General features: G+C 44.1%; 13 protein-coding genes. 4 read left to right on the forward strand and 9 right to left on the reverse strand.

Annotation, left to right across the window (positions count from 1 at the left end):
• Positions 1–9: 9 nt before the first annotated feature.
• On the reverse strand, positions 10–5,361 hold the full coding sequence (locus tag DTQ70_RS17065) for a GEVED domain-containing protein (RefSeq protein ID WP_122931927.1): 5,352 nt from the start codon (positions 5,359–5,361) through the stop codon (positions 10–12).
• A gap of 236 nt (positions 5,362–5,597) precedes the next feature.
• Between DTQ70_RS17065 and DTQ70_RS17070 the strand changes: the two genes are divergently transcribed.
• Positions 5,598–6,284, forward strand: a complete 687-nt coding sequence (locus DTQ70_RS17070) for a hypothetical protein (protein ID WP_164490085.1) — start codon at positions 5,598–5,600, stop codon at positions 6,282–6,284.
• Between the two features lie 189 nt (positions 6,285–6,473).
• Here the strand turns inward: DTQ70_RS17070 and DTQ70_RS17075 are convergent, their stop codons facing one another.
• Genes DTQ70_RS17075 through DTQ70_RS17090 form a run of 4 tightly spaced genes read right to left on the reverse strand, consistent with a single transcriptional unit; the run spans position 6,474 to position 8,674 of the window.
• On the reverse strand, positions 6,474–7,295 hold the full coding sequence (locus tag DTQ70_RS17075) for an energy transducer TonB (RefSeq protein WP_122931929.1): 822 nt from the start codon (positions 7,293–7,295) through the stop codon (positions 6,474–6,476).
• Positions 7,296–7,313: 18 nt separating this feature from the next.
• Positions 7,314–7,718: an energy transducer TonB gene (locus DTQ70_RS17080; protein WP_122931930.1), complete on the reverse strand. Its 405-nt coding sequence runs from the start codon at positions 7,716–7,718 to the stop codon at positions 7,314–7,316.
• Between the two features lie 40 nt (positions 7,719–7,758).
• Positions 7,759–8,283, reverse strand: coding sequence for a hypothetical protein (locus tag DTQ70_RS17085; protein ID WP_122931931.1), 525 nt, complete (start codon positions 8,281–8,283; stop codon positions 7,759–7,761).
• Between the two features lie 31 nt (positions 8,284–8,314).
• Positions 8,315–8,674 carry a PadR family transcriptional regulator gene (locus tag DTQ70_RS17090; RefSeq protein ID WP_122931932.1) on the reverse strand — a complete coding sequence of 120 codons (360 nt, stop codon included), beginning with the start codon at positions 8,672–8,674 and terminating at the stop codon, positions 8,315–8,317.
• A 109-nt stretch (positions 8,675–8,783) separates the two neighbouring features.
• Here DTQ70_RS17090 and DTQ70_RS31325 point away from each other — a divergent pair, with 109 nt between their 5' ends.
• Both DTQ70_RS31325 and DTQ70_RS17100 read left to right on the forward strand, forming a co-directional pair.
• Positions 8,784–9,050: a cysteine-rich CWC family protein gene (locus DTQ70_RS31325; protein WP_122931933.1), complete on the forward strand. Its 267-nt coding sequence runs from the start codon at positions 8,784–8,786 to the stop codon at positions 9,048–9,050.
• 12 nt (positions 9,051–9,062) lie between these two features.
• A complete protein-coding gene (locus DTQ70_RS17100) occupies positions 9,063–10,427 on the forward strand; it encodes a hypothetical protein (RefSeq protein WP_122931934.1) in 1,365 nt (454 codons plus the stop codon).
• Between the two features lie 3 nt (positions 10,428–10,430).
• Here DTQ70_RS17100 and DTQ70_RS17105 read toward each other — a convergent pair whose 3' ends face one another.
• From DTQ70_RS17105 to DTQ70_RS17120, 4 genes are read right to left on the reverse strand one after another with little or no spacing between them, the layout of a single operon-like run.
• A complete protein-coding gene (locus DTQ70_RS17105; protein ID WP_310588000.1) occupies positions 10,431–11,081 on the reverse strand; it encodes a response regulator transcription factor in 651 nt (216 codons plus the stop codon).
• A 4-nt stretch (positions 11,082–11,085) separates the two neighbouring features.
• The gene (locus DTQ70_RS17110; RefSeq protein WP_122931936.1) at positions 11,086–11,895 is read right to left on the reverse strand and encodes a sensor histidine kinase; all 810 of its coding nucleotides are present in this window, start codon (positions 11,893–11,895) and stop codon (positions 11,086–11,088) included.
• Complete coding sequence (locus tag DTQ70_RS17115) at positions 11,895–12,518, reverse strand: hypothetical protein (RefSeq protein WP_122931937.1); 624 nt, start codon at positions 12,516–12,518, stop codon at positions 11,895–11,897. Before DTQ70_RS17115 ends, DTQ70_RS17110 begins: the two co-directional genes overlap by 1 nt.
• 11 nt (positions 12,519–12,529) lie before the next feature.
• Positions 12,530–13,042 (reverse strand): hypothetical protein, encoded by a 513-nt coding sequence (locus DTQ70_RS17120; protein ID WP_122931938.1) that lies wholly within the window; start codon positions 13,040–13,042, stop codon positions 12,530–12,532.
• 262 nt (positions 13,043–13,304) lie between these two features.
• Between DTQ70_RS17120 and DTQ70_RS17125 the strand changes: the two genes are divergently transcribed.
• Positions 13,305–13,694, forward strand: coding sequence for a hypothetical protein (locus DTQ70_RS17125; protein WP_122931939.1), 390 nt, complete (start codon positions 13,305–13,307; stop codon positions 13,692–13,694).
• Positions 13,695–13,697: the final 3 nt, after the last annotated feature.

Raw genomic sequence — 13,697 nt, forward strand, 5'->3', positions numbered from 1 at the left:
TGAGGGTGTTTAATTACACCCACCTATTTGCGCTTTAAAGACCGTCCCCGCTTCGGCCTGAAAACCGGGCTGGAGGGTTACCGAAGTGCCAGACTGGTACGTAACCGTCGTCGTTGTACCTGTCACTCGATTGGCCGCGCTGATGCTATTATTGGATTGTTTCAGCACACTACCTGTCGCAATATCATCGGCTGGGCTAACTAGCGTAACAACCTGATTACAAGGTGAATTACTGATGTTTGTCACAACCAAAGTTGGGGTAGTATTTTTACAGCCTGTTGTAGTGTCGGTAAAGGTGAATGTGGCCGTTCCTGCTTCCAAACCCGTCACTAATCCTGCGTTTGTAACACTGGCTTTTACTGAACTATTGCTTATCCAAGTCCCACCCGTTACGGGGAATACCGTGGTAGTATTACCCACTAAGATAGATGCGGAGCCGCTAAAACCGACCGTTGGAAGTGGATTGACGGTGATGGTGGCGGTAGGCGAGCTGACTGCCTCACAAACCCCGTTTTTTACAATGACACGATAGTACATCGTTTGCGTGAGGTTCTGTGTGGTCACGCTGGTGGAGGCAATAAAAACATCAGTAGCCGAACTAAAATCGGGCGTGAGCGACCATTGCCACTTTTGCAACGTCCCTGTATAGCCCGATAACGTCAGTACCGAGCTATTGATACCCGTACAAACTGCCCCACTTCCTGCCAAATTACCACCAGCACTCGCAACATCGACCGTCACGGTGGCGGTAGTGCTGGCCGAGCATCCGTTGGCCGTCACCGTATAAGTAATCAGGCTGCTTCCTGCACTGCTCCCCGTTACGACACCCGAAGTCGGATGAATGGCCGCGACCGAAGGTGTTGCGCTGCTCCACGTTCCGCCCGCTACACCATTGGAAATCAGTGCACTAGGAACCCCTGCACAAAGTACCAATGCGCCCGAAATGCTGCCTGCATTTGGAGGTGTTGGCTCGACCAGTTTTTGGGTTGTTGTGTCAAGCGCAACACAGGAGTTAAACGAGATAGAAAAGTTTTTGTACGTTCCAGCGGAAAGGTTGGCTAACGTAAGAGCATTGTTGGCAATCGAAACGGTTTTGGGGCTTCCTGTACCGACAAACGATAGTTGGTAATTCCCACTCGGGATATTCGTAGTGGTAAAAGCAATGCTACCGTTAGTCCCTCCGCAGGTCGTAGGATTGGTCACTGTATTTATCATCAACCCAATTGACGCGGGGGTATTGACTGTTTTTGAGGTTGGGTCAAGTGCCGTACAGCCATTCACCACAATAGCAAAATTGCTATACACTCCTGCTGGAACATTTGTTAGGGTAAACGAATTGTTGGCAATAGCTACCGTTTTAGGGCTACCTGTTCCTGTGTAAGAAAGTTGATAATTTCCGCTTGGAATATTGGTTGTCGTAAAGGCAATCGCACCATCTGTACCACCACAAGTAGCCGACGGAGTAACCGTTCCCGCCGCTAAGGTCGGCACTAATGAATGAGCGACCGTTTTGGACGTCGCATCACTGCCCGTACAGTTGTTGGAAGTAATCGAAAAATTACTGTACGTTCCCGCCGACAGGCCCGTCAATAAAAACGCGTTATTGCTCACTGTCACGGTTTTAGGGCTACCCGCTCCTGTGTAACTCAACTGATACGTACCGCTTGTTACAAAAGAAGTTGAAAAAGCGATACTCCCATCGGAAGCTCCACAAACTGTCGCATTGGTGATTGCCCCCGAAGTCAATACTGGACTTGGTGGATTATTCACCGTCTTAGATGTCGCATCGCTCGCGGTACAGCCATTCACCGCCATCGAAAAATTACTGTAAGTTCCTACAGACAAACCCGTTAAAGAAAACGCATTGTTACTCACTGTCACGGCTTTGGGACTGCCTGCTCCCGTGTAACTCAATTGATAATTTCCATTCGGTACATTTGTCGTCGTAAAAGGGATGCTGCCATTGGCTCCTCCACAGGTTGTAGCGTTTACCGTAACTCCCGCCGCTAAGGTCGGCACGATTGAATGAGCGACCGTTTTGGACGTCGCATCACTGCCCGTACAGTTGTTGGAAGTAATCGAAAAATTACTGTACGTTCCCGCCGACAGGCCCGTCAATAAAAACGCGTTATTGCTCACTGTCACGGTTTTAGGGCTACCCGCTCCTGTGTAACTCAACTGATACGTACCGCTTGTTACAAAAGAAGTTGAAAAAGCGATACTCCCGTCAGAAGCTCCACAAACTGTCGCGTTGGTTATTGCCCCCGAAGTCAATACTGGACTTGGTGGATTATTCACCGTCTTGGATGTCGCATCGCTCGCGGTACAGCCATTCACCGCCATCGAAAAATTACTATAAGTTCCTATGGATAAACCCGTTAAAGAAAACGAATTGTTGTTTACTGTCACGGTTTTGGGACTACCTGCTCCCGTGTAACTCAATTGATAATTTCCATTCGGTACATTTGTCGTCGTAAAAGGGATGCTGCCATTGGTTCCTCCACAGGTTGTAGCGTTTACCGTAACTCCCGCCGCTAAGGTCGGCACGATTGAATGAGCGACCGTTTTGGACGTCGCATCACTGCCCGTACAGTTGTTGGAAGTAATCGAAAAATTACTGTACGTTCCCGCCGACAAGCCCGTCAATAAAAACGCGTTATTGCTCACTGTCACGGTTTTGGGGCTACCCGCTCCTGTGTAACTCAACTGATACGTACCGCTTGTTACAAAAGAAGTTGAAAAAGCGATATTCCCATCGGAAGCTCCACAAACTGTCGCATTGGTGATTGCCCCCGAAGTCAATACTGGACTTGGTGGATTATTCACCGTCTTGGATGTCGCATCACTCGCGGTACAGCCATTCACCGCCATCGAAAAATTACTGTAAGTTCCTACAGACAAACCCGTTAAAGAAAACGCATTGTTACTCACTGTCACCGTTTTGGGACTGCCTGCTCCCGTGTAACTCAATTGATAATTTCCATTCGGTACATTTGTCGTCGTAAAAGGGATGCTGCCATTGGCTCCTCCACAGGTTGTAGCGTTTACCGCAACTCCCGCCACCAAGGTCGGATTAGCAGTAACACTTACCGAAACGGAGCCCGTCATAGCTGTAGCTGTACAACCCGACGGGGTCGCCCACACAGTGTATGAGCCCGCAACAGTTTGATTTCCAAAGGCCAACGCATTGCCAGTCCCCGTAATGGCTGCTCCTACGTTGGTATTGTCACGTTTCAATTGATATGATACACCTGTCTGTGAGCCACTTAACCCCACAGCAACCCCCGTTCCTCCACTACAAAAACTACCTCCACCTGTTACGGTATGAGCGGTAGGTGCTGGACAAACAAGGTTGACGTAATAGTCTTCAGTTTCACCATACGTATAAGTACCACACGGATTGGTGGGAGCACTACTAAAATTGACAGTAATTCTCATTCGAGTTTGGCCAATACTGCTTCCTGCTGGCACAGTGATAGTTCCTGTAATTGCCTGTGTTCTAGCTGAAGTTGTGGTAAAAAGCCTTTCGTTTGCCTGAAACTGAGCATCTTTATTCAAATCGATCCAAATGGCAATTTGGGCAGGGTTGTAATATCCTTCCAACGACACCGTAAAACTATTTGACTGGCCCAATGTCAAGCTTTTAACAGGAGAGGTAATAAAACTATACCCACCCGAAGCGCAGTCTGAGTTACTGCTAAGGGTGGTTCCTCCCAATAATACACTTGTTATTAAAATACCATACGTACATCCATTGGTGTGGGTAGGAATGCAGTAGGTGCCTGGCGAAGGTGTATTGTTGGTAGTGAAAGTCCCCGTGACAAAATCGGAGCAATTGGCATTGACGCGCCATTCGTAGGCCGTGTTAGGGGTTAAAGACGAAATTGTCCGATTTTTGTTTCCCGACGTGCCTGCTGAACTCCACGCCCCCGCTCCTACTTGTCGGTATTCGACAGAATAGAGCCCTGTCGTGTGCGTCCATGAAACCAACACTTGGGTATTGTACACCTCAAGAACGGCAAGATTAGACGGCTCAACGGCACTTCCCAAACATGCCTGCGTTCGGCTCCGAATCAAATTACCCGGATACATTCCAAAGCCATTGGCAAAGTTAATTCCCGTTGATGTCAAGTGGCAATAACTCATAATGGTACCGCCATTTGTTGGCGCAGGGCCAAGAGGACAACCTTCTTCCGTGGCATAACAGTTGTCGAGCGCCCCGCCAGGCCACGAGCAGCTTTGGGTATGGGGAGAGCCAAAATTATGTCCCAACTCGTGCGTTATCACTTCTACATTCCACGAATAAGTAGGCAAATTAGGGTTATAAGTGTTCAAATTAGCACTTACCCCATGTCCGTACGATTTGGCACACAATACGTCTATGTACGCCACTCCACCTCCTAGGTTTCTCCCGCTTAAAAAATGTGCCAAACGACCATTAAACGATGTACCAATCGTACTACGAAATGCACTCAACACATTGCCAGTACTCGTATAACCCACGTAAGGATCGGTAGTATTCCACACTTTTATTTCGGAAATAACAACCGACAGCCCTTCGTTGCTGTATAAAGTCGCCACTTTGCTAAAAACCGAATTGATGTAATTGACCGTATTGGCGATTGAACCTCCTTGCTGGCCAAACAAGGCCGAATCGGCTTCCAAATAAATTTCGACCGATCCACAGGCAACGTTGCTCGCGAGGCTACTTGTGGCAGGCGTTTCTTTCACCAAGTTTTGTCCCATCATACGCACGGGCATCTCATCGGTGGCACAAGTAAAATTCGATTTTTGTTTTAAATCTTGCTCGTTAAACAGGATGTAGTTTCCCGAGTCCCCCTCCAAGCCAAGATTAAAATTGCCTGCTTTTTGGGAAATTATCCCGCTGATTTTTCCATCAATGATACTAACCGAAGCAGTTGATTGGTTATCACCTTTGACAATCCCTTGGTAAAACTTACCCAAATTTTGCGGCTCGACTACTTCGTTTTTGGCATTTAAAACCTTGAAATTCTTACCAAAAATAGTGTAAGGCACCAGTTCTAAATCAATGTTTTTGGTAGCCGAAACTGGCAATGAAATTTCGATAAAATTGCTGTTGTCCAGCTGTAATTGTCCTACTTCTGGCTTATTCATCAAAAACCGATGAACTGTTGCGCCTTCGACAAATGCGGTATCAGCCGCGATTCTGGCCGAAGAGAAGGGTGTTGAAAAAGGGCGATACCGCTTAGGCGTTGTTTTCCCTTTTATTTGGTTGATTTGATTGGCAATAGTTCGCTGAGAAAAGCCGTTATGACTTACCCACAAACATATTAAAAGCCACACTAACTGAATCGGACGCCTTGATAAAATGTTTTTCATTTGGAATATACCAATAATAGTTGAAAAAGAATACCATTGAAACGTTGTTTATCAGTAGGGCTTTATACAAAAGTGCATAATGATGCTGTATTCTTCAAATGCTTTTTTTAATATTCTTGAGATAAAGACTGCCTTCCATCTCGGTCAAAAACGCTTAATTATTGATTTTCACTACATTTGCAGAATTTTTATCGTTTTATATACCAAAAAATAAATTTAATTTAATTGTCAAAGCCATGAAAAAAAGTTTTCTCGTCGCAAGTTTAGTCGCCTGTTCGCTAGGTGCATCGGCACAAAACGAAGATTACAAGCATGTTTTAAGCGTCCAGTCGGGCGTAAGTTTATTTTCTTTTTTTCGGGGAAACATCACAGGTTCTACCCAGTCGTCTGACACCACCGTGGCTTTTTCTTCGGGGCGAGCATCTACCACTCCACAAATCAACCTCGCCTATGATTATGGCATCAATCACTGGTTTTCGGTAGGTGGCGCCGTAAGTTTTAACAAATCTTCGCTCCAGCTCAACGACGTTGTCTATAAGAAAAACGAGAACCTTGGCGACGTTACCTTGGGGGTGTCGCGCCTTACAATCGGCGCTCGGGCGCTATTCCACTATGGCAACGCCGACCGCATAGATATGTACTCGGGCGTACGGCTTGGAATCGGAATTTGGGGCGTCAGTGGGAGTTCTAGCGCGGTAGATGGCAAGATGGACGAAATTTTCAAAGAAGCAGGTGGCGGCGGACTTTGGCGCAGCATCATCGGCAACAAAGTAGGAGCAGGTTTTGCAATGCCTCAAGTACAAGTTATTGTATTTGGGCTACGCGGCTACGTCACCGAACGCATTGGACTAAACGGCGAACTCGGATTTGGAAGCCCCTATTTTGCCTCCGTAGGTATCAATTACCGAATTGGTGGATTGTAAAAAGCAAGGGGCGAAGGGTAAGAGGCAAGGAGAAAGAGGCAAAGGGCGAGGGACAAGCGTTATTTTTTCTTGGTTTTGCCGAGAAGAATCCCTCAAAACACAGCAATTCCCGAGAACAGCAACGTTCTCGGGAGGCTTTGTCAAGTGTGTGAGATGTAATTATAACTGATAGCTGTATGTCTTTCTTTTTTATTCCAACGTAAACACAATGGGCATGTTGAATTTTACCCGCACTGCCCGTCCCGACTGTTTGCCAGGTTTCCATTTGGGCATGAGTTTCATCACCCGCACGGCTTCTTCGTCGCAGCCAAATCCAACCCCTCGGGTAACATTAATGTTGGACAGCGAACCATCTGGCTCAACCGTAAAACTCAGATAGACTCTTCCTTGCACGTTGCTGCGTTGCGCTTGCGATGGGTATCTTAAATTGTTCATCAAAAACGTACGTAAGCCATTGATTCCTCCCGCAAACTCAGGATCAATCTCCACGCGTTCAAATACTTCGGGCTCTTTGGCGACAACTTCAGCGGGTTTCGTCACCTCAGGGGCAGGAGCATATTCGGGAGGGGCAACAATAGCCACTTCATCGTCAGTTCCTTCAATCGTTTCCTGCCCAGGATTGACGTTTTCGAATTCTTCTATTATGGGCGGCAGGTCTTCAATAGGTGGATTGTCAACCACTTCAGGAACCCGAAATCGAACCGACGCCGCCTTAGGTTCTTCCTTGGGCTTTTCGAGTTCGGGAAGGGGCTTTTCTTCTTTTTTCTCCATTTGCACTTTCTCAATCGTGTATTCTTTCATGTTTATTTGCGCCTGCTCATTCGTTTTTAGTTTTCCATAAATGGTCGGAACGAGCAACATGAGCAAAAACACCGTAACTCCAATAATAAGCGCTTTTTGGAGCACTTTAGGGTACGACTTCCGTAGTTCATACGCCCCATAGGCTTGATTCCTTTGGGCAAAAACGATGTCATCCAGCGTATCATACGCTGCTAAAACTGTTGTCTTCATGGTTGTATTTAGGCTATTTTATTGAAACGGATAGTTAAGAGTCAAATGAACTCGAACCCGCACGGCCTTTCCGCTTTGCCGCCCAGGCTCCCAAGGAGGAAATAGTTTTACAACCCGCAGAGATTCTTCGTCGCAGTCATGACCAGCACTCCAAGCTAGTTCAATATCCGACAATTGCCCTGTGAGTTCTACAATAAACTTGACCATCACTTTACAATTCACATTGGCACTTTTGGCTGCCTCGGGATTGATAAAGTGTTTTCTCAAAAAAAGATACAGAGAATCCTTGCCCCCCTTAAACGATGGGGGCTGCTCCACAACTGAAAAGACGGGTCCGAGCGGAGTGTTGTTTTGTGCCACTACCGACAATGAAACAAAAAAACACAAAGCAATACCGCACCACTTCCATTGAAGCAGCTTCATGGCTGTAAATCAACCAGTTATTAATTAACCAATTTTCAAATTAAGTGGTTGTCAAATGCTTGAGTTGTTGATTTTTCAGGAACCAAGAGCCTATTGAATAGGCTACCCCTGATACGCCAAGCACCCACATTAGGCCTGAAGGAGAAAAGAAGTCCCAAGAACCCTTGACGATTCCCGATAAAAACGCCATCATCATCAAAAACAACCCAATTCCCAAAATTAATGCACTACGCAAGGCAAATGGGTAAGCTTGGCGAAGGTCGTAAGCACCGTAGTCTTTGTTGCGAAACTCAAAAATAATATCGTCCAAACTCGCATTTTGAAGTTGTTCTTCGGTCATGGCGACCTCGTGCTGGTAGGTATCTCGTAGGTACTTTACGGCCATAGAGTTGGCTTCTTGCGTAATTTTTGCCAACGCCAAATCAAAGTTATAACCTTTCCAGAGGTACTCTTCAGCTTCGCAAGCCAAATGATCGAGCAATTCGGAAACTAAGCGATCATTGGTATTGTGCCGAATAAGATGATCGTGCAATGTGCTAAGTTGTTGCGGAGTTAACTTTTTCATGTCGGTAGTGGTTATGAATTCAATTCCAAAATCAGAGTTTAGCGAGAGACATTTCCCCATTTTGGGGTCTTAATAAGCTTTGCATAGCTTCAACAAAACGCTCAAAGTCAGACACTTTCTGAACGGCTGTCGCATTTCCACTCGGAGTAAGCGAGTAGTACTTGCGAAGCCGTCCATCCACTTCTTCTGACTCTGTCATCAGGAATCCCTCTTGTTCAAGCTTGTGTAGTACAGGATATAACGCGCCGAAGGTTAGCGTTATTTCACCGCTCGTACGCTCTTTTACCGACTGCGTAATTTCATATCCGTACATACGTCCTTGTTCGGCCAAAAGCTTTAATACTATTGTTTTGAGCGTGCCTCGTAAAAATTCATTACTTGATGCTTCCATAAAATCGGTGGTTAGCTCGTTTTTTTACTATTTTCTTAAATTGTATGAGCAAATATATATATAAGTTTTTTATATATCAAACAACCAGCAAAAAATATTTTTCCATTTTATGGCAACCTCCTCAAATTCAAGCCCAATTCCAGTTTGCCCTCGCTGCGGGCAGGAATTTCGTTGTCAGCTTACAACTCAGGGTTCGTGTGTTTGTTCAGAAATCACGCTGTCCGAACAAACACTTTCTGATTTGCGCACGCAGTATGAGGGTTGTTTGTGCATAAAATGTTTGCAAGAAATGGCACGTGCTTCTGGATACTCATATCCAATGCCACGAAGTAACATCAACAATTTACTTTTATTCGTTATATTCACACAATTTTAAGATTTCCCTAACATGAAAACCCGTTTCCTTACTTTACTGCTTCTTTTTTCGGCCCTGTTTATTGTGCTGATTTCGTGCCATACCGAACCCGAAACAGTACTTGAGGAAGGCTCTTTCAAATTGATTCAAACTCAAATTTTTGATAAATCGTGCGCTACTTCAGGCTGCCATTCGTCCGAACAGGATGCTTCTTATAAGCAACACGGGCTTGTACTAACCAGCAAAGTCTCTTACGATAATCTTCTCAATAAATTTCCCAAAAACACCGTCGCCAAAGACGATGGAATGCGCCTAATTACGCCAGGAGATGTTGCGAAAAGCTTTTTGTTTACCAAAATCAATTGTAGTGGGGCGTCATTATTAGCGGGGCGTCAGTACGGCAACCCCATGCCTTTAGGGGCCAATAGCCTTTCGGTGGGCGAAATTGAGTTTGTCCGCAAATGGATTGAAGCAGGTGCACCACGGTCGGGCGGCTCGGTCGATGCGGCACTTATCACTAATTCCGTCCCGCTTTGCGGCTCAGGATTTGGCACTAATTTTACTGCCCTAGAAGCACCCAATCCAAATGACGGATTTCAACTTCACCTTGAGCCCTTTGAAGTCTCAAACACGTTTGAGCGGGAGATTTTTGTCAGAAAACCCGTCGGCAATACCACCGAATTGTACATCAATCGGATTCAATCTCGGATGCGCCCTGGAAGCCACCACTTCATTTTGTACGATTTCAAAAACCAAGCAAATCTTCCGTCTCTAGGTCAAGTACGTGACTTACGTAATGCCGATGGCACCAGCAATTTGCTTACTTTTTTGAGTATGCAAAATCACGTATTCTGGGCAGGAACGCAAACCCAAGAACACGATTATAGCTTCCCCGATGGCATTGCACTTCGGGTTCCTGCCAATTATTCGTTTGATTTCAACTCGCATTACGTCAATAAAACTTCGGGTAAAATCCCTGGGGAGGTGTATGTCAACTTGTATAAAATCGACAAGTCGAAGGTAAAAATTGTGGCCAATTCGCTGGATCTCAACAACCAAGACCTCAACCTGCCCGCAGGCAAACGGACAGTGGTGACGAAGAGCTTTTTGTTTTCAAAACCTACGAAAGTACTCATGCTGACGTCGCACAACCATAAACTCGGTGAAAAATTTGTCATTAAAATTGTGGGAGGCGCTCGCGACGGGGAAGTGGTTTATGAAAGTACCGATTGGGAACATCCTGTGATTAAAAATTTCCCAGTGGCGTTGGAATTTAAAAAAGGTGAAGGGCTGATGTCGGAGATTACGTACAACAATACAACCACCAAAGCAGTACGATTTGGCCTCACGAGTGAAGATGAAATGGGAATTATTTTTGGGTACTATTACGAACCTTAATCGCTACATTTCCACAATTCCGAGTCGAATGGCCTCCATCACCATCGTAACGCGGGTTTTGACGCTCATTTTTTGGAAAACACTCTCTCGGTACCCATCGACGGTACGCGGACTAACGCACATTTTATCGGCAATTTCGACGTAGGTAAGGTCACTACACGCCAAGCGGACAAAATCTGCTTCTCGGTCGTTGAGGTGCAAAGCCGCCACGGGGTCTTGGAGGGTTTCGGGGTTGAGGCTTTTGATGAGCTGACTCGTGACAAAATCGGTGTAATAACGCCCTCGCTCCCTGATCGAATCTAGTGCTTGCTTCAACTCAAACGGTTTACAGCCTTTCAGGAGGTAGCCGTGCGCACCGTTGCGAAGCATTCCGATGATGGACGCTTCGTTGTCGTTCATCGATAAAGCCAAAATCTTGATTTCGGGGTGGTTATTTTTGAGCCACATGGCCGTTTCGTAGCCATCCATCACGGGCATGTTGATGTCGAGCAGCACGATTTGAGGAATCATACCGAGTTTGATGTGCTTAATGAGTTCTTCACCGTTGGTCACTTCGTAAAGCACCTCGTAAGCTTCGTATTTTTGTATCAAACCCGAAAGCGCTTTGGCCATTAGTTCGTGGTCATCCACAACCGCAATTGTCGTTTTCATCATGTTGCTAATCACCCGTTTGGGTACGTTGAATGGAGATAGTCACCGTAGTTCCAAGACCTTTTTGACTATCAATGGTACATTTTCCGCCGATAAGCTCGGCGCGGCGTTGGATATTTCGTAAACCCGCCCCCGACTTACTCATTCCATTTTTCATAACACCCTCGAAATCAAACCCTTTTCCATTGTCTTGGATAGTAATTTCAAAATTTGTGGGCTCGTACATTACGGATACGGTCAAGGTGGTGGCGGCGGCGTGTTTGAGGGCGTTGTTGATCACTTCTTGTGCTATCCGAAACAAGACGATTTCGTGCTGATACCCCAGCGAGTAAGGGGTGCCCGAAGTAGTAATCTCGGTTTGGTAGCGGCGGGTTTTCCGAATTCGCTGTAATTCGTGCGAAAGGCTGTCGATAAACCCAAAATCTTTGACAAAATCGCCATCGAGGCTTTTGGTAAGCGCCCGCACATCGGCGATGGTCTGCTCGACAATCTGATTACTCTCCGCAATCTGCCCTCTCGTCCCTTCGTCTTCCACTGTTTCTTCTAATACGTTGAGATTGAGCCTCAGCACCGACAGCAACTGCCCAATGTTATCGTGCAACTCCCGCCCCAGCTGCTGCATGGTAAGGTTTTGCACCTCTAGCTGTGTTTGCAGGATTTCTTGTTGGAAGGCGGCTTGCATGGCGGCTTTGTCTTGACGGTTTTGAGTTTGACGGCGTTGGAAGAGAAATGCAAATAATATGATAAAAACTCCTAAAACGAGTAAAGTTATAGTGATGGAAAGGAAAATGGCAGCAGTTTCAACATTAAAGTCCATCACTTTTTGATAGAGTTCTGTTTCACCATAAAAGAGACTAGAAATAGTATATAAAGTAGATAATTTGAATATATCCTTAACTTTTGAAAAATGCTCACTAAAATTTCACTTCTGTTAATATAATTGTAAGCACCTAAAGCAATTAAATTAGCAGAGCTAAAGATTAAAAAACCAGAACAAATCCAAAATAGTGGAAAATCAATCAAAGGCTCCAAAGTATCACTCTTCAATAAATCAAATAACGCAACCAATGACACAATAATCTGAATAATTAATGACATTTGTAATGCTAAGGTATTAAACTTATAAATACTTCCCGTATACAAATATGTCAACCCCCATAATATTAAAAAAAACAAGCCCATCCATAGAATTTTTTCCCGTTTTATATCAGCCACAATTCCATATAAAAATACATTTAAATAAATAGGCATATATATATTATATATGATTAGATTATTTTTTAATATTTTACCCATAAAATATGAAGCAAGTTCAATAACAAAAGTAGTAACTAAGAGTAGTAAAAACAATTTACTACTCTTAGTCAACGAATTAATTCGATAAATACCTACTATACTACCAATAGATAATATAATAAAATAAGGAATTCTAAAATCCATATAAGTATATTTTATTTGAGTTTCATAAAATCAAGTGGTGGGCAATCAAAAGGACAAGGGCCAATATAATCCCAAATTTGAGCGGTTCCTCTAGGGTCAACCACAATTGCACCAGATGAATCTTTAATGTACTTTTTATAAATCAAGTTCCCTCTTTTATCTTCTCCAATAAATACAAAAGTTAGCGATGTACCTGCATTATCATAAGCAGGATAAAATCTTACTTTTGCTATAGAATCCCCTTGTGAATCAATTTGATTAATTATATTTTTAAGTGATTCAGCTTTTATAGACCAAGAAGTTGAATCATCCATAGAAATGTGCAAATTATTATTATCATTTCTTATTTTTTGACGAATTTTACTTATATTTATTTTTGCATCTTCAAGTGAAATTATAGTATCTTTTTTTAATATTTTTTCAGGATTTGATAAAGGTATCCCTTCGATATCCTTTTTTAAAAGAAAGACTAATGTAGCTCCTAAAATCAGTCCGAGAGTCAAAAAAAGTATTGAATTTTTCATATTAATAATAGTTTAAATTTAGAAAACATTTTTGGTTACTTTTGTAAGTTATATAATAACTTACTCATCACAAAGGTATTAGTATAGTATTTTTTTTTGTACGGGAAACTCACGGTAGTGTATGGGGAAATCTCCCGTATTTTTTCCGTACCCTTCCCTGCTTCAATACGAGCCTTCTCCCCTGTGGAAAGAGCCAACGCTTCCATTACCTTTGTATTAAATCCAAATTTTACTACATTCACCTCCCTAAACTCAACTGATTATGAATGTATTAACCTCACTCAACGTGTTCATTGGACTCATAGTTATCTATCTGGCATTGGGCTTGGCCTGTACTGTTATCAATGAATGGATAGATGCTACGCGTCACGTACGGGCAGCCCAACTTCGCAAGGGAATTACCAAGATGTTATCAACGATTGATGGTAAACCGCTTGGAGATGCGTTTTTCAATCACTCACTGGTTAAAAGTTTAGAACGCGATACCAATTATGGCCCTTTTACACGCCAAGATAAACCTATCTATATATCTAGCCGTACTTTCAGGAAAACACTGCTCAATATACTAAAAAATTTGACTCAAGGCACTTCTATCAACAGGACTTATCATCAGTATTGGTGCCGTATGTGTACGCGTACCATTCTGGTTTGACAT

The sequence above is a fragment of the Runella sp. SP2 genome, from assembly GCF_003711225.1.
Taxonomy (GTDB): domain Bacteria; phylum Bacteroidota; class Bacteroidia; order Cytophagales; family Spirosomataceae; genus Runella.